Source organism: Xanthobacter oligotrophicus (assembly GCF_008364685.1).
GTDB lineage: Bacteria > Pseudomonadota > Alphaproteobacteria > Rhizobiales > Xanthobacteraceae > Xanthobacter > Xanthobacter oligotrophicus.
The window spans coordinates 199,778-221,679 of record NZ_VTTL01000008.1 but is presented as its reverse complement, the minus strand read 5'-3'; the positions used below and the strand labels follow the sequence as shown (position 1 = coordinate 221,679).

22 protein-coding genes are annotated in these 21,902 nt (G+C 69.2%); 10 read left to right on the top strand and 12 right to left on the bottom strand.

The annotated features are described in order from the left end of the window. The first annotated feature begins 88 nt into the window (after positions 1-88). Both groES and groL read left to right on the top strand, forming a co-directional pair. Complete coding sequence (groES, locus tag FZ033_RS14965) at positions 89-379, top strand: co-chaperone GroES (RefSeq protein ID WP_149576909.1); 291 nt, start codon at positions 89-91, stop codon at positions 377-379. Between the two features lie 63 nt (positions 380-442). Continuing rightward, complete coding sequence (gene groL, locus FZ033_RS14960) at positions 443-2,089, top strand: chaperonin GroEL (protein WP_149576908.1); 1,647 nt, start codon at positions 443-445, stop codon at positions 2,087-2,089. A gap of 89 nt (positions 2,090-2,178) precedes the next feature. On the opposite strand, the gene FZ033_RS14955 is transcribed toward groL, so the two are convergent. Together FZ033_RS14955 and FZ033_RS14950 are read right to left on the bottom strand one after the other, a co-directional pair. After that, on the bottom strand, positions 2,179-3,663 hold the full coding sequence (locus FZ033_RS14955; RefSeq protein ID WP_149576907.1) for a protein adenylyltransferase SelO: 1,485 nt from the start codon (positions 3,661-3,663) through the stop codon (positions 2,179-2,181). Between the two features lie 98 nt (positions 3,664-3,761). Further along, entirely contained in the window at positions 3,762-4,637 is an 876-nt protein-coding gene (locus tag FZ033_RS14950; protein WP_149576906.1) for a LysR substrate-binding domain-containing protein, read from the bottom strand. 96 nt (positions 4,638-4,733) lie between these two features. On the opposite strand from FZ033_RS14950, the gene FZ033_RS14945 reads away from it, so the two are divergent. Further along, positions 4,734-5,141 (top strand): tautomerase family protein, encoded by a 408-nt coding sequence (locus FZ033_RS14945; RefSeq protein ID WP_149576905.1) that lies wholly within the window; start codon positions 4,734-4,736, stop codon positions 5,139-5,141. Positions 5,142-5,325: 184 nt separating this feature from the next. Here FZ033_RS14945 and FZ033_RS14940 read toward each other — a convergent pair whose 3' ends face one another. Both FZ033_RS14940 and FZ033_RS14935 read right to left on the bottom strand, forming a co-directional pair. Next, positions 5,326-5,991, bottom strand: a complete 666-nt coding sequence (locus FZ033_RS14940; protein ID WP_232847493.1) for a DsbA family protein — start codon at positions 5,989-5,991, stop codon at positions 5,326-5,328. 220 nt (positions 5,992-6,211) lie between these two features. Continuing rightward, the gene (locus tag FZ033_RS14935) at positions 6,212-6,709 is read right to left on the bottom strand and encodes a DUF721 domain-containing protein (protein WP_232847492.1); all 498 of its coding nucleotides are present in this window, start codon (positions 6,707-6,709) and stop codon (positions 6,212-6,214) included. A 72-nt stretch (positions 6,710-6,781) separates the two neighbouring features. Here FZ033_RS14935 and mutY point away from each other — a divergent pair, with 72 nt between their 5' ends. Next, the gene (mutY, locus tag FZ033_RS14930) at positions 6,782-7,960 is read left to right on the top strand and encodes an A/G-specific adenine glycosylase (RefSeq protein WP_232847491.1); all 1,179 of its coding nucleotides are present in this window, start codon (positions 6,782-6,784) and stop codon (positions 7,958-7,960) included. Positions 7,961-7,978: 18 nt separating this feature from the next. On the opposite strand, the gene FZ033_RS14925 is transcribed toward mutY, so the two are convergent. From FZ033_RS14925 to FZ033_RS14915, 3 genes are all read right to left on the bottom strand, one after another. Continuing rightward, on the bottom strand, positions 7,979-9,097 hold the full coding sequence (locus FZ033_RS14925; RefSeq protein WP_149576903.1) for a site-specific DNA-methyltransferase: 1,119 nt from the start codon (positions 9,095-9,097) through the stop codon (positions 7,979-7,981). A 467-nt stretch (positions 9,098-9,564) separates the two neighbouring features. Next, positions 9,565-10,176, bottom strand: a complete 612-nt coding sequence (locus FZ033_RS14920) for a hypothetical protein (protein ID WP_149576902.1) — start codon at positions 10,174-10,176, stop codon at positions 9,565-9,567. Between the two features lie 83 nt (positions 10,177-10,259). Continuing rightward, positions 10,260-11,396 (bottom strand): OpgC family protein, encoded by a 1,137-nt coding sequence (locus FZ033_RS14915; protein ID WP_188079503.1) that lies wholly within the window; start codon positions 11,394-11,396, stop codon positions 10,260-10,262. A gap of 240 nt (positions 11,397-11,636) precedes the next feature. Between FZ033_RS14915 and FZ033_RS14910 the strand changes: the two genes are divergently transcribed. Together FZ033_RS14910 and FZ033_RS14905 are read left to right on the top strand one after the other, a co-directional pair. After that, positions 11,637-12,065 (top strand): Rieske (2Fe-2S) protein, encoded by a 429-nt coding sequence (locus FZ033_RS14910; protein ID WP_149576900.1) that lies wholly within the window; start codon positions 11,637-11,639, stop codon positions 12,063-12,065. Between the two features lie 146 nt (positions 12,066-12,211). After that, entirely contained in the window at positions 12,212-12,751 is a 540-nt protein-coding gene (locus FZ033_RS14905) for a hypothetical protein (protein ID WP_149576899.1), read from the top strand. Positions 12,752-12,837: 86 nt separating this feature from the next. Here FZ033_RS14905 and FZ033_RS14900 read toward each other — a convergent pair whose 3' ends face one another. Further along, complete coding sequence (locus FZ033_RS14900; RefSeq protein ID WP_149576898.1) at positions 12,838-13,746, bottom strand: NAD(P)-dependent oxidoreductase; 909 nt, start codon at positions 13,744-13,746, stop codon at positions 12,838-12,840. 105 nt (positions 13,747-13,851) lie between these two features. On the opposite strand from FZ033_RS14900, the gene FZ033_RS14895 reads away from it, so the two are divergent. Together FZ033_RS14895 and FZ033_RS14890 are read left to right on the top strand one after the other, a co-directional pair. Continuing rightward, positions 13,852-14,934 carry a LacI family DNA-binding transcriptional regulator gene (locus tag FZ033_RS14895; protein ID WP_149576897.1) on the top strand — a complete coding sequence of 361 codons (1,083 nt, stop codon included), beginning with the start codon at positions 13,852-13,854 and terminating at the stop codon, positions 14,932-14,934. Next, positions 14,931-15,737: a TrmH family RNA methyltransferase gene (locus FZ033_RS14890; RefSeq protein WP_149576896.1), complete on the top strand. Its 807-nt coding sequence runs from the start codon at positions 14,931-14,933 to the stop codon at positions 15,735-15,737. The genes FZ033_RS14895 and FZ033_RS14890 overlap by 4 nt, the downstream gene beginning before the upstream one ends. A gap of 5 nt (positions 15,738-15,742) precedes the next feature. Here FZ033_RS14890 and FZ033_RS14885 read toward each other — a convergent pair whose 3' ends face one another. After that, entirely contained in the window at positions 15,743-16,459 is a 717-nt protein-coding gene (locus tag FZ033_RS14885; protein ID WP_149576895.1) for an MgtC/SapB family protein, read from the bottom strand. Positions 16,460-16,604: 145 nt separating this feature from the next. Between FZ033_RS14885 and FZ033_RS24055 the strand changes: the two genes are divergently transcribed. Beyond that, positions 16,605-16,775 carry a hypothetical protein gene (locus FZ033_RS24055; RefSeq protein ID WP_188079520.1) on the top strand — a complete coding sequence of 57 codons (171 nt, stop codon included), beginning with the start codon at positions 16,605-16,607 and terminating at the stop codon, positions 16,773-16,775. Positions 16,776-16,880: 105 nt separating this feature from the next. Next, a complete protein-coding gene (gene leuC, locus FZ033_RS14880) occupies positions 16,881-18,323 on the top strand; it encodes a 3-isopropylmalate dehydratase large subunit (protein WP_149576894.1) in 1,443 nt (480 codons plus the stop codon). Positions 18,324-18,393: 70 nt separating this feature from the next. On the opposite strand, the gene nadC is transcribed toward leuC, so the two are convergent. From nadC to nadA, 3 genes are read right to left on the bottom strand one after another with little or no spacing between them, the layout of a single operon-like run. Beyond that, positions 18,394-19,245 (bottom strand): carboxylating nicotinate-nucleotide diphosphorylase, encoded by an 852-nt coding sequence (gene nadC, locus FZ033_RS14875; RefSeq protein ID WP_149576893.1) that lies wholly within the window; start codon positions 19,243-19,245, stop codon positions 18,394-18,396. 11 nt (positions 19,246-19,256) lie between these two features. Further along, the gene (locus tag FZ033_RS14870; protein WP_149576892.1) at positions 19,257-20,813 is read right to left on the bottom strand and encodes an L-aspartate oxidase; all 1,557 of its coding nucleotides are present in this window, start codon (positions 20,811-20,813) and stop codon (positions 19,257-19,259) included. Further along, positions 20,810-21,853 carry a quinolinate synthase NadA gene (gene nadA / locus FZ033_RS14865; protein ID WP_149576891.1) on the bottom strand — a complete coding sequence of 348 codons (1,044 nt, stop codon included), beginning with the start codon at positions 21,851-21,853 and terminating at the stop codon, positions 20,810-20,812. Before nadA ends, FZ033_RS14870 begins: the two co-directional genes overlap by 4 nt. Positions 21,854-21,902 lie beyond the last annotated feature (49 nt).

Here is a 21,902-nt window from a genome sequence, read left to right as displayed (position 1 = left end):
CTTATCTCCGCTGCGAGCTTGGCACTCCACCTTGGAGAGTGCCAGAACCGGCGGGCCAGAGGCTCGCGTCCCTCCGAGAGGTAAAAACATGTCCTTCCGTCCCCTGCACGATCGCGTCGTGGTCAAGCGCATCGAAGCCGAGCAGAAGACCGCTGGCGGCATCATCATCCCCGACACCGCCAAGGAAAAGCCCCAGGAGGGCGAGGTGATCGCGGTCGGTCCCGGCGCGCGCGACGAGGCCGGCAAGCTGGTTCCCCTCGACGTGACGGCGGGCGACCGTGTGCTGTTCGGCAAGTGGTCCGGCACCGAAGTGAAGATCGACGGCCAGGACCTTCTCATCATGAAGGAAAGCGACATCCTCGGCGTCATCGCCAAGTGAGTGTCGTCGCCCAACTGATGGCGGCCTGAACGCACCAATAATCCCCAAATTTAGGAGGCCGTAATGGCTGCCAAAGAAGTAAAGTTCTCCGGCGACGCCCGCGAAAAGCTGCTGCGCGGCGTCGACATCCTCGCCAACGCCGTGAAGGTCACCCTCGGTCCCAAGGGCCGCAACGTGGTGATCGAGAAGTCGTTCGGCGCCCCGCGCATCACTAAGGACGGCGTCACCGTCGCCAAGGAGATCGAGCTGGAAGACCGGTTCGAGAACCTCGGCGCCCAGCTGGTGCGTGAAGTCGCCTCGAAGACCAACGATCTGGCCGGCGACGGCACCACCACCGCCACCGTGCTGGCCCAGGCCATCGTGAAGGAAGGCGCCAAGTCGGTCGCCGCCGGCATGAACCCCATGGACCTGAAGCGCGGCATCGACCTCGCCGTGGCCGCCGCCATCGCCGACATCCGCGCCCGCGCCAAGAAGGTCTCCTCCTCCGCCGAAGTGGCGCAGGTCGGCACCATCTCCGCCAACGGCGATGCCTCCATCGGCGAGATGATCGCCGGCGCCATGCAGCGCGTGGGCAATGAAGGCGTCATCACTGTCGAGGAAGCCAAGACCGCCGAGACCGAGCTCGAAGTGGTCGAGGGCATGCAGTTCGACCGCGGCTATCTCTCTCCCTATTTCATCACCAATGCGGAGAAGATGATCGCCGACCTGGAAGAGCCCTATCTCCTCATCTTCGAGAAGAAGCTCTCCGGCCTCCAGCCCATCCTGCCCGTGCTCGAAGCCGTGGTGCAGACCGGCCGTCCGCTGGTCATCGTGGCCGAGGACGTGGAAGGCGAGGCGCTGGCCACCCTCGTGGTCAACAAGCTGCGCGGCGGCCTCAAGGTCGCGGCCGTGAAGGCCCCCGGCTTCGGTGATCGCCGCAAGGCCATGCTGGAGGATATCGCCATCCTCACCGGCGGCACGGTGATCTCGGAAGATCTCGGCATCAAGCTCGAGAACGTGACCATCGCCCAGCTCGGCCGCGCCAAGAAGGTGATTCTCGAAAAGGAGAAGACCACCATCGTGGACGGCGTCGGCGAGAAGGCCGACATCGAGGCCCGCGTCAACCAGATCAAGGCGCAGATCGAGGAGACCTCCTCGGACTACGACCGCGAGAAGCTCCAGGAGCGCCTGGCCAAGCTCGCGGGCGGCGTCGCGGTGATCCGCGTCGGCGGCTCCACGGAAGTGGAAGTCAAGGAGAAGAAGGACCGCGTGGACGACGCCCTCAACGCCACCCGCGCTGCGGTGGAAGAAGGCATCGTCCCCGGCGGCGGCGTGGCCCTGCTGCGCGCCAAGAAGGCGGTCGAGCTGGTGACCTCGGAGAACCCCGACATCACCGCCGGCATCAAGATCGTCCTGCGCGCCCTCGAGGCCCCCATCCGCCAGATCGCCGAGAATTCCGGCGTGGAAGGCTCCATCGTGGTGGGCAAGGTGCAGGAGTCCAACGATCCGAACTTTGGCTTCAATGCCCAGAGCGAGGAATATGTGGACATGATCGTCGCCGGCATCGTCGACCCGGCGAAGGTGGTGCGCACCGCCCTGCAGGACGCGGCCTCCATCGCCGCCCTGATCGTCACCACCGAAGCCCTCGTGGCCGAGCTGCCCAAGCGTGACGCCGGCGGCCCCTCTATGCCCGGCGGCGGCATGGGTGGCATGGGCGGCATGGACTTCTGAGGAAGTCTTTTCGTCTCCAAGTTTGCGAGAGGGCGCGGCTTCGGCCGCGCCCTTTTCGTTTTGCGGGCTCGTTTTGCGAGCGCTCCCGCTCACGTCCCGCAGAAGGTCTGGTAGCCCTCCATGGACGGCGGCAGGCCGGCATAAGCGCCAAAGGCCGGCTGCTCCTCGAACGGATGCGACAGCACCGTGTTCAGCGTCTCGAACGGCGCGAAGTCGCCCTCGCTCGCGGCCGCGATCACCTGCTCCACCAGATGGTTGCGCGGGATGAAGAGGGGGTTGACACGGTCCATGGCCGCGCGCGTCGCCGCGCCGTCGCGGCCGGCCGAGGCGAGCCGCTCACGCCAGCGGGTGGCCCAGGCGTCGAAGGCCTCCCGGTCGAGGAACAGGTCGCGCACAGGCCCGCCCGCGTCCGCATCCTCCGCCAGCGCGCCGAGCCGGCGGAAGGTGAGGGTGAAGTCGGCCTTGGAGGCGGCCATCACCGACAGCAGCTCCAGGGCGAGGGTAGTGTCCTCCTCGCTCGCTTCCCTGTCCGGCCCCGCAAGGCCGATCTTGGCGACGAGGCCGGAATGGTAGGCGGCCCTGAAGCGCGTCGGGAACTCCTTCAGCACCCCGTTGGCGGCGGCGATGGCGGCCTCCTTGTCCTCGCCCAGCAGGGGGATCAGGCATTCGGCGAGGCGCGCCAGGTTCCAGTGGGCGATATCCGGCTGGTTGCCATAGGCATAGCGGCCCATCTGGTCGATGGAGGAGAACACCGTTTCCGGATCATAGGCGTCCATGAAGGCGCAGGGGCCGTAATCGATGGTCTCGCCGGAGACCGACATGTTGTCCGTGTTCATCACCCCGTGGATGAAGCCCACGAGCAGCCAGCGCGCCACCAGCGCCGCCTGCCGGCCGATGACGCCATTCAGCAGCGCCAGATAGGGTTCCGGCACGCCGGCAAGCTCGGGATAATGCCGGGCGATAGTGTAGTCGGCCAGCTGGCGCACCGCGTCTGTGGCCTTGCGGGCGGCAAAGAACTGGAAGGTGCCGATGCGGATATGGCTTGCCGCCACCCGCGCCAGCACGGCGCCCGGAAGCGGGCGGTCGCGCAGCACCGGCTCGCCGGTGGTCACCGCCGCCAGCGCCCGCGTGGTGGGGATGCCCAGCGCCGCCATGGCCTCGCTGACGATATATTCGCGCAGCACCGGGCCCAGCGCTGCCCGCCCATCACCGCGGCGGGAGAAGGGGGTGGGGCCGGAGCCCTTGAGCTGGATGTCGCGGCGCCGTCCGGCGCGGTCCACCACCTCGCCGAGCAGGATGGCCCGCCCGTCGCCGAGCTGGGGCGTGAACTGGCCGAACTGATGCCCGGCATAGGCCAGCGCAATGGGCTCGGCGCCTTCCGGCACGTGCTGGCCGGCGAACATTTCCACCGCGTCCGGGGTGGCGAGCGCATCGGGGTCGAGGCCCAGCTCCTCGGCGAGGGGGGCATTGACCTTCACCAGGCCGGGCGCGGTCACCGGCGTGGGCGTCGCGGGAGCGTAGAAGCCCGGCAGGTCGCGGGCATAGGAATTGTCGAAGGGGAAAGGGGCAGGCATGGCGCGGCAATCTCCCCCGGGGCGGAAAGGGGCAGACCCCCCGGGCCGTCAACGATGAGGAAAAGGTGGGGTCTCCCCCCGGCGATGTCCAGCCGGCGTCACGCCACGGCGTAGAGCGGATGCTCGCGGCGCAGCTCCTCCATGAGGATCTCCTCCACCTTGGCGAGGGCCGGCGGGCGGGTGCCGGGCCGGCCATAGAGCACGAATTCCATGTCCGGCAGGCTGGCGCGGTCGAGGTCCGCCACCACCGCAAGGTCGGGCCTGAGCGCGCGGGGCGAGCGCACGGTGACGCCGATGCCCGCGCCCACCGCCGCCATCAGCCCTGGCAGGCTGGGGCTGGTGAAGGCGATGCGGAAAGAGCGCCCCGCCGCATTGAGAGCCGAGATGGCGGCGCTGCGGCAGACGCAGGGGTTCTCGAACAGCACCAGCGGCACCGGGGCCTCCCGGTCGAGGCGCAGGTGGCGGGCGGCGATCCACACCATGGGCTCGCGCAGCAGCAGGGTGGTGGGCAGGTCGCTCTCGTTGCGCAGGCCCACGGCGATGTCGAGGTCTTCCGCCTTCAGCTTGTCCAGCATGGTCACGGTGGTGCACACGCGCACCGTGATGGGGGCCTGGGGAAAGCTGGCGGCGAGGCGATAGAGGATGCGCTGCATCACCCCTTCGCCCACATCCTGCACGAAGCCGAGCCGCAGCGGCTGGGCGAAGGCGCCGTGGACGTGCTGGGTGAGCACCCGGTCATTGAGGTCGAGGAGGCGGCGGGCATCCTCGAGGAAGGCGGCGCCGCGCGGGGTGGGGGAGACCGCCCGGCCGCGCCGTTCCAGCACCTGGAAGCCGAGGGATTCGGCCAACCGGTCCATCTGCAGGCTCACCGCCGACTGGCTGCGCCCCACCTTGCGCGCGGCCGCCGAGATGGAGCCGAGATCGGCCACGGCCGCGAAGCTGCGCAGGAGATCGAGATCGAGATTACGGATCATGATATGAGCTTATCCGATTTCTCGGATTTTAGAATTCAAATTTTCTCATGCGAAGGTGCGGCGTAGGGTGACGCCATCCAACCGATGGAGACCCTTATGCCCCTTCTCGATGTGAAGCTGTCCGGTACACCCGATGCCGCCCTCGCCGCCACGGTGGCGACCACTCTGTCGGACCTCACCGCCCGCATCCTGCGCAAGGATCCGCAGGTGACGGCGGTCGCCATCTCCTTCGTGCCGCGCGATCAGTGGTTAGTGGGCGGCGCGTCGCTGGCTCAGACGGCCGCCTCGTCCTTCTCCCTCGACATTCAGGTGGTGGACGGCACCAACACCAAGGACGAGAAGGCGGCCTATCTGGAAGCGGTGTTCGCCGCCATGGACGGCCTGCTGCCGGACCTTGATCCCGAAAGCTACATCCTGGTGCGCGAGGTGAAGGCCGACGCCTATGGCTACGGCGGGCGCACCCAGGAAAGTCGCTATGTGGAGAAGAAGCTGAAGGTGGCGTGAGGGCGGGGGCCGTGGGCGGGGTACTGTGAGAACCCTCTCCCGCTTGCGGGGGAGGGCAGGGTGGGGGCTACCGGGGCTTTTCCCGGCACCACCGGTGCAAAGGGAGAGGGGCCTGCCCCCCCCCCAACCCTCCCCCGCAAGCGGGAGAGGGGGCGTCAAGCTGCGAGCCTCGCGCTGACCCGTCTCACTTGCCGGCGAGCAGCGGGGCCAGTTCCTTGTCCCACTCGGCGATGCCGAGGGCGCCGGAGACCTTCTTGCCGTTGATGAAGAAGGTGGGGGTCGCGTTCACGCCCAGTTCCTTATTGGCGTAGAGGGCGCTTTCCTGCACCTTCTCGCCGAGGGTCTGGTCGGTGAGGCACTTCTCGAAATCGGCCTGGCTCATGCCCGCCTGCTTGGCCACCGCCAGCAGGCCCGCCGCCGGGTCCTGGCTGTAGGCCCAGGCCTTCTGCGTCTCGAACAGGGTCGAGACCATGGGGAAATATTTGTCGTCCGGCATGCAGCGGGCCAGCATGAACGCGGCGGTGGCCACCGGCTCGAACGGGAATTCGCGGAAGATGAAGCGCACCTTGCCGGTGTCGATATATTTCGTCTTCAGCTCAGGGAAGGTGGTGGTGTGAAAGGCGGCGCAGTGGCTGCAGGTCGCCGAGGCGTATTCCACCACCGTCACCGGCGCCGTGGCGCTGCCGATCGCCTTCTCCGGCAGGGGGCTCGCGGCGGGGGCCATGAGCTTGGCCTGCTCGACGGTCTGCGCGGCGGCCGGCTCGAACGGAACGGTGAGGCCGAGGCCAAGCCCGGCGGCGAGGGCGGCAAGTCCGGCTCCGGCCAGGAAACGGCGGCGATCGAGAATCATGGACATCTCCGAAAGGTCCGGCGTCGGATCCGGCGGTCCCGCGCGGACGGGGGCCAGATGCGCCATATCGCCGAAGCTATTGGGCGCAAAGCACGGGTAAGGGCGGGGCAGGGCGCCGCGCCAGTGAACTCCATGGCGCTCTAACATGTCGCCCTTATGGCGGCAAACCATGCGCCGATCACAGCTTGTTCAGTGCGCTCGCGCGCCGGCCGGACGCCGTTCAGCCGTGCCCGCGTTCCCGCCGCACCAGCGCGCCGAGCCGGGCGAGGGAGGCGGCCAGCGCCTCGTCCTCGAAGGCGCCGATCTCGCCGCGCACGGCAGCGATGGTCGCCGGCTCGGGCTTGGGCGGCGGCAACTGGCGGGCGTGGCGCTGTGGCACCGGCCCCTGGCGCAAGGCGAGGCGGCCCACGCAGCGCCAGCCGAAATATGCGTTGATGCGCTCCACCACCACGCCGGCGGCATATTGCAGCTCGATGGCATAGGCGCCTTCCACCCGCACCACCAAAGTGGCGGCGGCGCCGTCCTCCTTGGGCCATTGCAGGCGCACCGGCATGCAGCGCGGGGCGAGGTCCGGACCCACGATCTCGTCCCAGTGGGTCACCACCTCCACCACGGAGAAGCCCGCCTTGCCGCACAGGTCCGAGATGCTCGGCGCGACGAAGTCGGCGAGCGGCCGGGGGCCGGACTGGCGGCGGAGCATGCGGGGCGGGTTCGACACGGGGATTCTCTGAATGGGGAAGAGGGCGCGGCGCCTCTTGTCCTGCGACGCCGACGCGGCCACCTTGGCCGCATGACATCCTCCCCCGCCGCAAGAGCCACGGCAAGAGCCGCAACGAGAGCAGCTGCAAGAGCGTCCGCGCGGGCCGTAGAAAGTACCGACGCAAGCTCCGGCGCCCCAGCTGCCGCATCGCGCGCCGGCGGGCCTGAGCCGGCGGCGCTGCTCGCCTGGTACGACCGCCATCGCCGCCGCCTGCCCTGGCGGGCCGAGCCGGGGCGGCGTGCCGACCCCTACCACGTGTTCCTCTCCGAGATCATGCTGCAGCAGACCACGGTGAAGGCGGTGGGGCCGTATTTCGTGGCCTTCCTCGCCCGCTGGCCCAGTGTGTCGCATCTCGCCGACGCGCCGCTGGAGGAGGTGCTCTCCGCCTGGGCGGGGCTCGGCTATTACGCCCGCGCCCGCAATCTGCACGCCTGCGCCAAGGCGGTGGTCGCCCGCCACGGCGGACGCTTCCCGGATGCCGAGGCGGCGCTGCTCGATCTTCCCGGCATCGGCCCCTATACGGCAGCCGCCATCGCCGCCATCGCCTTCGACCGGCCGGCGAGCCCGGTGGACGGCAATATCGAGCGTGTCATCTCTCGCCTCTATGCCATCGGCGAGCCGTTGCCGGGGGCCAAGGGCGCCATCAAGGCCCGCGCCGCCGCGCTGACGCCGCCGGAGCGGCCGGGGGATTTCGCCCAGGCCATGATGGATCTCGGCGCCACCATCTGCACGCCGAAATCCCCCGCCTGCTCGCTCTGCCCCTGGATGGAGCCGTGCGTGGCGCGCGCCGAGGGCGATGCAGCCCGCTATCCGGTGAAGGCGCCCAAGGGCGAGAAGCCGAGGCGGGAGGGCACGGCCTTCGTCGCCGTGCGGGCGGATGGGGCTGTGCTGCTGCGCACCCGGCCCGACAAGGGCCTGCTGGCGAAGATGACGGAAGTGCCCTCCACCCCCTGGGACAGCCGGGCGGGGGCGAAGGCGCCGGCGCGTATCGAGGATCACGCCCCCTTCCCGACCCGCTGGCGCGCCCTGCCGGGGGCGGTGGAGCACGTCTTCACCCATTTCGCGCTGACGCTGAAGGTGCATCGCGCCGACCTGCCCGCCGCCACGCCGGCCCCGGACGGCCATCGCTGGGTGCGGCCCGATGGCTTCGGGCGTGAGGCGCTGCCCTCGCTCATGCGCAAGGTGCTGGCCCACGGCGGGATCGAGTAGGGAGACGTTGCTCCCGGCCTATTCCGCCGCGATGCCCATCTCGGCCCGCAGCCGGGCGCGCAGCATATCGATGGGGTGGCGGCGGCCTTCCTCTTCCACGTGCCAGAAGGTCCAGCCGTTGCAGGCTTCCGCCCCCTGGGCCAGCGCGCCGACTCGATGGATGGAGCCCACATTCTGCCCGCCGGCCAGCGAAAGCGTGCCATCCGCCCGCACCACCGCGCGGAAGCGACCCTTGGCGTCGGTAAGCTCGGCGCCGGGCGTCACCAGCCCGCGCTCCACCAGCACGGAGAAGGCGACGCGCGGGGCTTCCCGCGCGCTGGGGGGGGCGACGAGGGCGTCCTCCGGCAGCGGCTCAACCGCGTCGATGCGGGCGCGGGCGGCCTCGGCATAAGCCTCTTCCCGCTCGATGCCGATGAAGGAGCGGCGCAGGCGCTTGGCCACCGCACCGGTGGTGCCGGAGCCGAAGAAGGGGTCGAGCACCACGTCGCCCGGCTTGGTTGCCGAGAGCAGGATGCGGGCGAGCAGGGCCTCGGGCTTCTGGGTGGGGTGGAGCTTCTTGCCCGCCCCGTCCTTCAGCCGCTCCTGGCCGGTGCACAGGGGAAACAGCCAGTCCGAGCGCACCTGCACGTCTTCGTTGCCGGCTTTCAGCGCCTCGTAATTGAAGGTGTATTTGGCGTCCGCGCTGCGGGCGGCCCAGATCAGGGTCTCGTGCGCATTGGTGAAGCGCCGGCCCCGGAAGTTGGGCATGGGGTTCGCCTTGCGCCACACGATGTCGTTGAGGATCCAGAAGCCCAGATCCTGCATCATGGCGCCGACGCGGAAGATGTTGTGATAGGAGCCGATGACGAACAGCGTGCCGTTTGGCTTCAGCGCCCGCCGCGCGGCGAGCAGCCAGGCGCGGGTGAAGGCATCGTAGGTGGCGAAGCTGTCGAAGCGGTCCCAGTCGTCGTCCACGGCATCGACGAGGCTCTCGTCGGGCCGCTTCAGCTCGCCGCCAAGCTGGAGATTATAGGGCGGATCGGCGAACACGAGATCCACGCTGCCGGCGGGCAGGCCGGCCATCATCTGGACGCTGTCGCCGAGGAGGATCTGGTCGAGGGGCAGCTCGCCCGGCACGGCGCCGGCCGCTTCCCGCATCCGCTTCGCCGAAGAGACGGCACGCGCGGCCCTGGGTGCCGTAAGCACTGGCTCGACGGCCCGCGGGGCCGTACCCGGCACCGTAACGGCCCGCGGGGCCGCCAAGGGGGCAGGCTCGGCATACTCCGGACAAACGCCCAACTGGCGCGCCGTCCGTCCGGCTGCCCCCTTGGCCACACTACGCATGACGCAACCCTACGCAACGCTTACGAACAGGCAGGAGTGTGGCCGGCAGGGGTTAAGGCGGGGTGAAGGGGAAACGGGTGTTTCAACTTGCTTTCGAGATCACTTTTCCACGCCGGCATTTTGGGCGGGGCTTTTTCTGCAACTTGTCTTTGCGAGCATTTTGACGTGCGGGCGCAAACTCTTGGGTCAAGGCCACGCGGCGCCCGGTTCCTGCCGTTGCCGGAACCGGGCTTGAGATCCGCAACCCTCCCGACGTCGATTGAAGACTGGCGCCGTTGGTCCTACCGCGTCGCCGCGCGCACGATGGCTTCGGCCACCAGCTCCGGCAGGCAGGTCCGGCCGTCCTTGAGGGCGCCGGCCGGGTCCTTCGCGGAGGACAGGTAGTTGGTGGCGCCATATTGCTGCACCACGTTCATCCGCTCCCGGTCGGACACGGCGTCGATCTGCTTCACGATGCGGCCGTAGAGATGCTCGTGGGAAACGTTGGCCACGAAGGGCGGATCGATGAGCACGAGGTCGATGTCGCGGCCCCTCAGCCAATCGGCGGCCTGCTCCAGGGTGCGGGCAAAGTCGTCCGGGTCGGTGGCGGCCAGCGCGTCGCCCGCGCCCACCTGCCAGATGATGAGATCCGGCGAAAGCCGCTCCACGGCGCCGCGGATGCGGCCGAAATCGTCGCGGGCAAGGCCGGGCGCGGCCCCCTCGTCGAGAATGGTGAAGGCAATGTCCGGCAGGCGGCGGTTCAGCTCCACCTCGAGCTTGGTGCGCTTTTTGTCGGAGAAGGCCTGCCGGTCCGGCTGCGGACCGATGAGCAGGATGCGCACGGGCGCGGAACGGTCCACGAGCCGCTCGGTGCGGGTCAGGTCGCTGTCGAAGGCGAGGAAGATCTCCGGCACGCGGCACGCGCCGGAGATTTCGGCCCCGGCGGGCGGCGCCAGCAGCAGAATGGCCAGCAGCGCCGTCGCTCGTGCCGCATGCCTCAGGCGGTGCGTGCAGGGGCGGAGCGCGCCATGGCGCCCTGCGGGGCGCGTGCGCGGCCCTGACCCTGCCATTCGAGTACCCATGCGAGCGACCATTGGAGCGTGAAAGCCACGACAAGGATTAGCAAATCGAAGGCGAGCGCACCATCGAAGAGCGGCCGCGTCACCTGAGCGGCAAGGCTCAGCACGCTGCCGAGGCAGAAGACCGGCAAAGCATGCCGCCCCATGAGGATCAGCGGCGCGCCATGCCCGCTCGCCTTCAGCCAGCGCTCCACCGGCAGGCGCGAGACGCAATAGGCGAGCGCCAGCACATGCAGGATGCGGGGCAGGGCGAGGTTGGTCTTGTCAAAATCCCACACGAAGGCCGGCAGGGGCTCGATTTCGAGGCTCGCCGGAAAGCCGAGCAGAACCCATACCAGCGTGGCGACGAGATAGAGCGGGGCGAGGATGTCCACCACCGGATGGGCGGCCGATTTCAGCCCCCGGTCGATCAGCGCGCCGAGGGCGAGGCCGCAGGCGAACAGCAATTGCCAGGCAAAGGGATTGAAGAACCACCAGCCGGAGTCCGGCCACACCGGCGGGCTCAGGTCCGCGAACTGGGCGAGGAGATAGAAGGCGAAGGACACCGCCAGCATCAGCCGCAGGCTGAACCGGGCGATGAGCAGCAGGACGGGCGCCATCAGCAGCACCACCACGTAGAGCGGCAGGATGTTGAGATAGGCCGGCTGGTAGGTCAGGAGCCCCATGCCCACCAGCGCCTCAATGGGGCTGGCCTGCACCAGGTCGAGATGCAGCCAGTCCAGCATGCGGCTATCGCCGGTGAGCACCACGAAGCCACCCACCACCACGATGGCCATGATCACCAGCGCGAGATGGGCCACATAGAGGCTGAAGGCGCGCAGCACGATGCGGGCCGTGGTGCGCACCCGCCCGCCGGGCGCAAACGGGCGCAGATAGGCGAAGGCGGCGGAGATGCCGGCAAGCAGCACGAACAGCTCGGCCGCGTCCGAAACGCCGAAATTGCGGTGGGTGTAGAAGCTCAGCACATGGCCGGGCACATGGTTGACGAAGATCGTCAGCAGGGCGAAGCCGCGCCAGAAGTCGATGCTCAGCAACCGTCCTTCGGCCCCGGTCACGTCATCCATCCTCCCGTTGGCAGCTGCCCCCGGCGCGCCGGCCTGCGCATCATCGAAACGCCCGGCGGCATGGGTAGTTCCGATGATGACGTTGCGTCAAGTCGTGCAACCGCACCAGGCCCCGGAACGGCGCCCGCCGAAACCCGACAATTCCCCGTGGCGCCGATCTTGCTTGTACCCGGTCCATGTCCGCTTCCCGCCACAGGGGGGCGTCTCGCACGTCCGGGGAAGGCGCGGTCCATGAGTGAGCTTTTCGCCGTATGTGCCACCTATGAGGTCGATGACGGCGACGCGCGCGGCTTCGTGCTCGCGCGGCTGGATGAGAATGGCGCCGTCAAGAGGTGGCCCATCCTCATCGCGCGCCAGTCAAAGAATTATTACGGCTACGAGAATGCCTGCCCCCATGAGGGAACGCGCCTGGACCTGGTGCCGGGGGAGTTCCTCGACAGGGAGGGCAACTTCCTCGCGTGCGGCCGGCACGGGGCGAAGTTTGATTTCGATACCGGCCACTGCTTCATCGGCCCCTGCCAGGGCAAGGCGTTGACGCCGATCAAGCTCGTCATCGACGACGGCGACGTGTGCCTGGTGGATGTCGAGCTGGCTGAAGAAGACGGACTAGACATTGAGGACCCCCACGAGGTCCCCGAGGTCCTGATCACGGGCGATTGACGCGGGCCGCAACGGCCCGCCGACCAGAGGTCGCGCCCTTTGGGCGCGGCAGACCGCGACGGTGCGGTTCGCGCGGCAACACCTGCCGACGCGGGCGAGCGCACCGAAGGCAAGCCCACCACGACCTCCATAAAGGACCAATCCTTATGACTGCCATTGCAGATACGCCGTTTGCCAAGCTCGAAACCGAGGGTCGGCTGCTGAAGCCCAGCCTGAACGCCGACACCCACGTGGCCGGCCGCTTCGGCTTTCGCGGCGAAATCTCCTATGACGGCCCGGAGACCCTCCTGAAGGAGGTCTTCGCCGTTTCCGAAGACGGCCAGCCGGCCATCGGATTCCTCGCCGGCTCCATCGCCGAATTTGAATCCCTGCCCAAGCTGGTCGAGACCTTCGGGTCGGCGTTGAACGCCGATGGCAAGTATCTCATCTATATCGCGGACCTGCCGCAGGGCAATCGCCTGTCGATCCAGTTCGGCGATGTGAAGATCTTCGCGATCTTCATCGACGGCACCTCGGTCTACAACGAGCTGATCGACACGTTCTACGTGGACAAGGTCAAGCTGAAGAAGTACGACACCGCCGCCAAGCTCGATGCGCTCGCCGACGTGGGCCTGAAGTATTCCTCGCCGTCGGACTACAAGGAAGTGTCGTACGCGGACGGACTGGCGATCAAGAACGCCGCCTGAGCCCCGAGCCGACCCACTGCCCACACAGCCCGCCGGAGCACGTACCGACCACGTCATGCCGGATCGTCACGTGCTCCGGGGCTGGATCAGCCCTTATGAACCCCGTTCATCTGCCCCACCACATCCACCAGCAGCGGCACGTTCTTCTCGCCGTTCCCCAGCCCCTCGGCGGTGGCGTAGAGGTTCTTCACGGTGGCGCTGATGAAGGCCGCCGCGCCGGTGTTGGTGGCGAGGTTGGTCACATAGCGCATGTCCTTGTGGGCATTGGTAATGGTGAAGCGGTGGGCGTTCACGTCGCCGTCCAGCGCATAGCCCATGAAGGTGCGGTAGAAGCCGCAATCCATGCGCCCGCCGCGGATCACGGCGTCGAACACCTGCGGCGTCACCCCCGCCTTGGCCGCCAGCGCCAGCGCTTCCGCATAGATGGCGCCATAGCCCAGCGACAGGAAGTTGTTCAGCAGCTTCATGGTGTGCCCCGCCCCCGGCGCGCCCACCCGCACGATGCGGCTGGCATAGGCCGCCACCACCGGCTCGATCACCGCGAAAGCGGAATCCTGCGCGCCCACCATGGCCGAGAGCGATCCCTCGTCCGCCTGCACCGGGGTGCCGCCGAGGGGCGAATCGCAGAAGAAGATGCCGCGCGCCTCCAACTCCGCCGCCAGAGCCATGGTCAGGGTCGGCTCGGAGGTGGAGGTATCGATGATGTGGAGCCCGGCCTTCGCGGTGGAGAGGATGCCGTTTTCCCCGCGCAGCACCGCTTCCACCTGCGGCGCGCCGGTGACGCACAGGACGATGATGTCGCTCACCTGCGCCAGCTCGGCCGCCGATTTCACCTCGGTGGCACCCCGCGCGAGGAGGTCTTCCACCGGCGCCCGGTTGCGATGGCCCAGCACTGCAAGCGAAAAACCCTTGGCGAGGATGTTCTTCGCCATGCCGTGCCCCATCAGGCCCACGCCGATGAAGCCTACCCGCGCCTTGGTCGTACCCTCGGTCATGTCTTTCGTCCCTGTGCCAATTACCATTGGTCGTTGCCGTTAAATCGTTTAACATGAACGAAAGGACGGCGCGAGACGCGACAGATCCGGTTATAGGGAAGGCCCATGGATGACACGATCCCCGCTCAGGCCCCAGCCGGTCAGATGCCCACTTCCATCGGCAAGGTGACGCTCCAGGGCCTTGCCCGGGAGCTTGGATTGTCCACCGCCACCATCTCGCTGGCCCTGCGCGACAGCCCCATGGTGGCGGAGGCGACGCGCCTCAAGGTGCAGGAAGTGGCCCGCGCCCGCGGCTATGTGGCCAATCGTGGCGCCGCGGCGCTGCGCACGGCGCGCACCAACATCGTGGCGCTGGGCCTGCACGACATCGTCAACCCCTCCTTCACCGAGCTGCTCGCGGCGGTGGAAGACGCGCTGACCGCCGCCGGCAAGACGGTGCTGCTTGGCGTCAGCCAGGAGGATGTGGCGCGCCAGACCCGCACGCTCGGGACCCTTGCCGAATACCGCCCGGACGCCTTCCTGGTATCGCCCGCCGCCCATTCCACGGTGGCGGACCTGAAGGCGCTCGCCTCCACCGGCATCGCCGTGGTGCAGGTGACGCGCGAGATCGAGGGCTCGGGATTCGATTTCGCCGGCTCGGACGACGTGACCGGGGTGGCGCTCGGCGTCGCCCATCTGGTGGCGCTGGGCCATACCCGCATCGGCATGCTGGGCGGTTTCGGTGCGATTTCCACCGGCCGCAAGCGCCTTGCCGGATACAAGGCTGGCCTCGCCGCCGCTGGCCTGCCGTTCGATCCCACCCTGGTGATGGAAGGGCCGGGCCTGCGGGAAGAAGGCCGCCGCCAGCTGGCGCGCCTGCTGGCGCTGGAGGAGCCGCCCACCGCCGCCGTCAGCTTCAACGACCTCTCCGCCTTCGGCGCCCTCATGGAGCTGCAGGCGGCGGGGCTCACCGTGGGCCGGGACTTCTCGCTGGTGGGCTATGACGACATCGGCGAGGCCAAGGTCTGGCATCCGGGGCTGACCTCGGTGCACACCTTCATCCCCGAATACGGCCGGGCCGCCGCCGACCTTGCCCTGAAGCGCATCGCCGATCCGTCGCGCCCGGTGGAGCGGGTGGAGATGGCGCCCAAGCTGGTGGTGCGCGCCACCACCGCTCCGCCCGTGCCGGTGAAGCGCCGGCCCCTATGATCCTTCCGGTTGCTGAGGCCGACGATCCGCGCATCGCGGATTTCCGGGACGTGCGCGAGCGCGACCTCGTGGGCCGGCAGGGCTCCTTCATGGCGGAAGGCGAGGTGGTGCTGCGCCTCCTCGTCTCGCGCCTCGGTGGAGCGGATAGCCACCGCCTGCGCGCGCTGCTGCTGTCCGAAGCGCAGGCGATGCGGCTCGCCGATGTCATCGCGGCCCTGCCGCCCGATGTCCCGGTCTATGTGGCGGGGCAGAAGGTGATGGACCAGGTGGTGGGCTTTCCCATCCATCGCGGGATCCTCGCGCTCGGGGCGGCGCGGCCGCTGCCGGAGCCGGCGGCGCTGCTGGACCGGCTCGGGGAACGGGCGCTGGTGGTGGCGGCCCTCGGCCTCACCAACCACGACAACATGGGCGGCATCTTCCGCAACGCGGCGGCCTTTGGCGCTGACGCGGTGCTCATCGATGCCGCCTCCTGCGATCCGCTCTATCGCAAGGCCATCCGGGTGTCGGTAGGGGCAAGCCTGGTGGTGCCGTTCGCGCGGGTGGCGGACGGGGCGAGCGCGGTGGACCTGCTGAAGGCGCGCGGCTTCGAGGTGGTGGCGCTGTCGCCGGCCGGGCGCGAGCCCTTGTCCCGACTCGTGCGGCCGCCGCGGGTGGCGGCCCTGTTCGGCACTGAGGGGCCGGGCCTGCCGGACGCGGTGATGGCCATGACGCGCACCGTCGCCATTCCCATGGCAGCCGGCTTCGACAGCCTGAACGTGGCCACCACCAGCGGCATCGTCCTGCATCATCTGTCCGGGGTGTGAGGGCCTCACTCCTCCGTGGTGCTCTCCCAGGTGGCATGGCGCACGCCGGGCAGGGCGGCGAGGCGGTCGGTGACCGCGTCCAGCTCGGAAGGCTCCACCGCCGTGCTCATGAGCTTGGCCACCAGAAGCGAGGTGTCGTCGGCGGCGGGGCCCTCGTCCACGTCGCTCACCGGATATTTCGCCTGCTCCAGCAGCTCGATGAGCTTTTCGCGCAGGTCGGGGATGGCTTCGGTGTCCACCGTCAGGCGCACCTCGTAGCTCACTTCCGAATGGCGCTCGTCCAGCGGGATGCGGTCGATGAAGTTGGCCACCGGGCGCAGCAAAGTGTTGCCGGCGATGACGATGAAGGTGAGCAGCATGGCTTCCGCCAGCATGTCCGCCCCGGTGAAGCAGCCCACCGCTGCCGAGCACCACAGGGTCGCCGCGGTGTTGAGGCCGCGCACGTTGAGGCCTTCCTTCATGATGACGCCGGCGCCGAGGAAGCCGACGCCGGTGACCACGTTGGCCACCACGCGCATGGCCTCCTGGTTGCCGGCGATGCGGGCGGCAAGGTCCACGAAGGCGGCGGCGCCCACGGCCACCAGCACGTTGGTGCGCAGGCCGGCGGTGCGCTGGCGGTATTGGCGTTCCGCGCCGATGAGCGTGCCGAGCACGAAGGCGGCGCCAAGGCTCAGGACGGAATCAAGGAAGGACCACAGTTCGAAGGTCTTCAGGAAGCTCACGCGGGTCCCCGTGCTGGGCTGGTTCCGGGCGCCTTCTTCCTCGCGTTCCCGTGGCGGGCGGGCAAGGGAAAAAGCCGGCCGAAGACGTTTTCACAGTCTCGCGCGCCGGATTGTCGCGGCTCGATGGAACTGCTACAAACCGCCCATGCATCATGCCTGTGCGCCTCTTTCGATCCTGAGCCGGGTGGCCCTCTGCGCCGCCGGCCCGTTCGCGCGCACGACCATGGAGTTCGCGGCGGTGCCGGATCATGTCCGCCTGCCGGGCCGCTTCTTCGGCCGCTTCACCACGGCGGCCTCGGCCCAGCTTTGCGGCTGACGCGCCTTTAAGTCTCGTCGTCGAGACAGCTCGCATTCCAGATACCGGCCCGGCCGCCCCTCGCGCGCGCCGGCCTCTCCTCAGGACAGGACCCGAGACGTAGCCATGACCGCACCCGTGAACGCCGCACCCGCGAACGGCCCCCGCACCCTCTACGACAAGATCTTCGACGACCACGTGGTGGCGCGGCAGGAGGACGGCACCTGCCTCCTCTATATCGACCGCCACCTGGTCCACGAGGTGACCAGCCCCCAGGCCTTCGAGGGCCTGCGCATGACCGGGCGCACCGTGCGCGCGCCGCACAAGACCCTGGCCGTGGTGGACCACAACGTCCCCACCACCGACCGCACCCTGCCGAACCCCGACCCCGAAAGCGTGGCGCAGATCGCCGCGCTGGCGGAGAACACCCGCGAGTTCGGCGTCGAATATTATGACGGCTTCGACAAGCGCCAGGGCGTGGTCCATGTGGTGGGTCCCGAGCAGGGCTTCACCCTGCCCGGCACCACCATCGTCTGCGGCGACAGCCACACCTCCACCCACGGCGCGTTCGGCGCCCTCGCCCATGGCATCGGCACGTCCGAGGTGGAGCATGTGCTCGCCACCCAGACGCTGATCCAGAAGAAGGCGAAGAACATGCGCGTCACCGTCTCCGGGCCGCTGCCCGAGGGCGTCGGCGCCAAGGACGTGGTGCTCGCCATCATCGGCACCATCGGCACCGCCGGCGGCACCGGTTACGTGATCGAATATGCGGGCGACGCCATCACCTCCCTGTCCATGGAAGGGCGGATGACGGTGTGCAACATGTCCATCGAGGGCGGCGCCCGCGCCGGCCTGGTGGCCCCCGACGAGAAGGCGTTCGAATATCTCAAGGGTCGCCCCAAGTCCCCCAAGGGCGCCGACTGGGATGCCGCCCTGCGCTTCTGGCAGACCCTGCGCACCGACGCGGGCGCCCATTTCGACGCCGAGATCCAGCTCGACGGCGCCAACCTGCCGCCCATCGTCTCCTGGGGCACCAGCCCCGAGGACGTGATCTCGGTGGAAGGCCTCGTGCCCGACCCGGCCCTCATCACCGACGAGGGCAAGCGTGCCGCCAAGATCCGGGCGCTGGGCTACATGGGCCTTTCCGCGGGCACCAAGATCACCGACATCACGCTGGACCGCGTCTTCATCGGCTCGTGCACCAACGGCCGCATCGAGGATCTGCGGCAGGCCGCGGCCATCGTCGCGGGGCATACGGTGAATGCCAATGTCAACGCCATGGTGGTGCCGGGCTCGGGCCTCGTGAAGGAGCAGGCCGAGGCGGAAGGCCTCGACAAAATCTTCCTCGCCGCCGGCTTCGAGTGGCGCGAGCCGGGCTGCTCCATGTGCCTTGCCATGAACGCCGACCGCCTCGCTCCGGAAGAGCGCTGCGCCTCCACCTCGAACCGCAATTTCGAGGGCCGGCAGGGCTTTAAGGGCCGCACCCACCTGGTGTCGCCCGCCATGGCGGCGGCAGCGGCCATCGCCGGCCGCTTCGTGGACGTGCGCCACTGGCCCAAGGCGGCGTGAGGGTTACGCGTCCCAACTCTTAATACGAAACGGCCGGCCTCTCGCCCGGCCGTTTTCGTTTGGGGGTCCGTTACCCCACCCAGTCCAGACCAATGTCGAGGATGGGGGCGCTGTGGGTCAGCCAGCCCACGGAGATGAGATCCACGCCCGCCGCCGCGATGGCTGGCGCCGTGTCGCGGTTCACCCGGCCGGAGGCCTCGGTGAGCATGCGCCCGCCCACCATGCGCACGGCTTCCGCCAGCGTCTGCGGCGTCATGTTGTCGAGCAGCACCGCGTCGGCGCCGATGGTGAGCAGCTCTTCCAGCTGGGCGAGGGTGTCCACTTCCACCTCCACCTTCACCATGTGGCCGGCGCGGGCTCGCACCCGGCTGACCGCCTCGCGCACCGAGCCGGCGATGGCCACATGGTTGTCCTTGATGAGCACCGCGTCATCGAGCCCGAAGCGGTGGTTGGCACCGCCGCCGGCCCGCACCGCGTATTTCTCCAGCGACCGAAGCCCCGGCGTGGTCTTACGGGTGCAGACGATCTGCGCGCGGTGCCCGGCGATGGCCTGAACCAGCCCCGCCGTGGCGGTGGCGATGCCGGAGAGGCGGCAGGCGAGGTTCAGCCCCGTCCGCTCGCCGGTGAGCAGAGCGCGGGACGAGCCTTCAACTTCCGCCAGCACCGTGCCGGGCTCCACCGCCGTGCCGTCCATCACGCGCGGGGTGAAGCGCACGGCGCCATCCAGCAGGCGGAAGGCGAGGCGGGCGCAATCGAGGCCCGCCACCACGCCGGGCTGCCGCGCGGCCAGCACGAGGCGGCTCTCATGGCCGGGCGGCACCACTGCGTCGGTGGTGATGTCGCCAGCCCGGCCGAGATCCTCCAGCAGGGCGGCGCGCACGATGGGCTCCACCATCAGCTCGGGGAGCGGGTCGAGAGGCATGATGCGGTCCGTCAGCTGGATGAGGCGAGGGCGAGGGCCGGCGCGGCGTGGCGGCGGGCCTCGGCAAGGGTGCGCTCAAGGGTGGTGCGGGAGCGCCGGGCCACGGCGGCGGGAGCGGGGAAATCGGTGCGCGCATGGGCGCCACGGCTTTCCTGCCGGGAAAGCGCCGCCACCGCCATCATGAGCCCCACGCGCGCGGGCGCCGAGGCCGGTCCCGCGCCTTCCGCCAGCGGCAGCAGGCGGCCGATGGCGGTGGCAAGGCCCGCCGCATCGCGGGTGACGCCGAGATGACGGGAGACGATGGGACGGACTGAGGTCGCATCCGGCGCCGCCGGCAGATGCGCGGCCAAAAGGTGCACGGCCATTCGGCGGGCGGGGGCGCGGGCCGGGGTTCCAGCCACGCTCAGGGCTGCCGCGCGGCCGCAGACCACCGCCTCCAGCAGGGAATTGCTGGCGAGCCGGTTGGCGCCGTGGAGGCCTGTGGCCGCCACTTCGCCCGCCGCCCACAGGCCGGGAACGGAGCTGCGGCCGTCCGCATCCACGCTGATGCCGCCCATGTGGTAGTGGGCCGCCGGGCGGATGGGTACGAGATCCGTGGCGGGGTCGATGCCCGCCGCCCGGCATCCGGCGGCGACCGAGGGAAAGCGCGTGGCAAAGCGCGCGCCGAGGCTGGCGCGGGCGTCGAGGAACACCTCGCGCCCTGCCACCAGTTCCCGCCACACGGCGCGGGCGACCACGTCGCGCGGGGCAAGCTCCTTGCCGGGCACGGCTTCCAGCACGCGGCGGCCGGCACGATCCACGATGAGGGCGCCTTCGCCGCGCACCGCCTCGCTGATGAGGGAGAGCGGGCGGGCGGAGGTGGCGAGCGCGGTGGGGTGGAACTGCACGAATTCGAGGTCCGCCAGCTCCGCCCCGGCCTCGGCGGCAAGCGCGAGGCCGACGCCGAAGGACGAGGCGGGATTGGTGGTGTGCTCGAACAGGCCTCCCACGCCCCCCGTCGCCAGGATGAGGCGGCGAGTGCGCAGCACAGCGCCGCCCTCGCGGCCCGCCACCAGCAGGCCCGCCACCGCGCCATCCTCCATGAGGATGCGGCGGGCTTCGGCTTCCACCACGGTGATGGACGGGCAGGCGCGGGCGGCAGCCGTGAGGGCATCCACCAGCGCGCGGCCGGTGGCGTCGCCGTCCGCATGGACGATGCGGCGCCGGCTGTGGGCGGCCTCGAGGCCGAGGGCGAGGCTGCCGTCGGCGGCCCGGTCGAAGGCGACGCCGAGGTGCTCCAACTCCGCCACGGCGGCGGGGCCATCGGCAAGGATGCGGCGGGCGACTTCAGGATCGCACAGGCCGTCGCCGGCCTTCAGCGTGTCGGCGAGGTGGAGGTCGGCATCGTCATCCGTGCCGACGCTGGCGGCCATGCCGCCTTGGGCCAGCGGGCTGGAGCCGTCCGCGCCCAGCGGCGCGCGGGTGACCAGCACCATCGGCTCGGGCGCGAGGAAGAGGGCGGCGGCAAGCCCGGCGATGCCGCCGCCGACGATGACGGGTCGGCCCTCCAGCCGCTCGAAGCCGGTCACAGCGCCAGCATCCGCTCCACCGAGGCGCGGGCGCGGTCCGCCACGTCCGCCGCGATGGTCACTTCGTGCAAATTGCCTTCCAGCGCCTTGCGGATGTTGGACAGCGTGATCTTCTTCATGTGCGGGCAGAGATTGCAGGGCCGCACGAAGTCGATGTCCGGATAGTTCACGGCGACATTGTCGCTCATGGAGCATTCGGTGAGCAGCACCACGCGGGGCGGGCGCTTTTGGCCCACATAATCGCTCATGGCGGCGGTGGAGCCGGCGAAATCCGCCTCCGCCACCACCTCCGGCGGGCATTCCGGATGCACCAGCACGGTGACGCCGGGATTGGCTATGCGCAGCTCGCGCACGTCCTGCGCGGTGAAGCGCTCGTGCACCTCGCACTGGCCGGCCCAGGAGATGATCTCGACGCCGGTCTCGGCGGCCACGTTCTTGGCCAGGTACTGGTCGGGCAGCATGATCACCTTCGGCACGCCGAAGCTTTTCACGATGCGCGCCGCGTTGCCCGAGGTGCAGCACACGTCCACCTCCGCCTTCACGGCAGCCGAGGTGTTCACATAGGCGATGACGGGCAGGCCGGGATAGGCCTGCCGCATGAGGCGCACGTCCTCCGCCGTGATGGAATCGGCCAGCGAGCAGCCGGCGCCCTGGTCCGGGATCAGGACGGTCTTGCCGGGATTGAGCAGCTTCGCCGTCTCGGCCATGAAGTAGACGCCGGCGAGCACGATCACGTCCGCATCCACCCGCATGGCCTCGCGGGCCAGCGCCAGGCTGTCGCCCACGATGTCGGCGACGCAGTGGAAGATTTCCGGCGTCTGGTAATTGTGCGCCAGGATCACCGCGTTGCGTTCGCGCTTCAGGCGCAGGATGGCTTCGGCATCCTCGGCGAAGAAGGCCCAGTCGGCGGGCGGCACCACGCGCCGGACGCGCTCATAGAGCGAGGCGGTGCGGGCGAATGCCTCGGAAAGGGCGGCCTCTCGGAGAGCGGCATCCTGGGGGGCAGGCTGGCGGAAGGCTGGCTGTGCAAGTGAGACCATTGTCTATACTCAGTTTGAGCATATGTCCGGCATATGCTTATACTGAGCA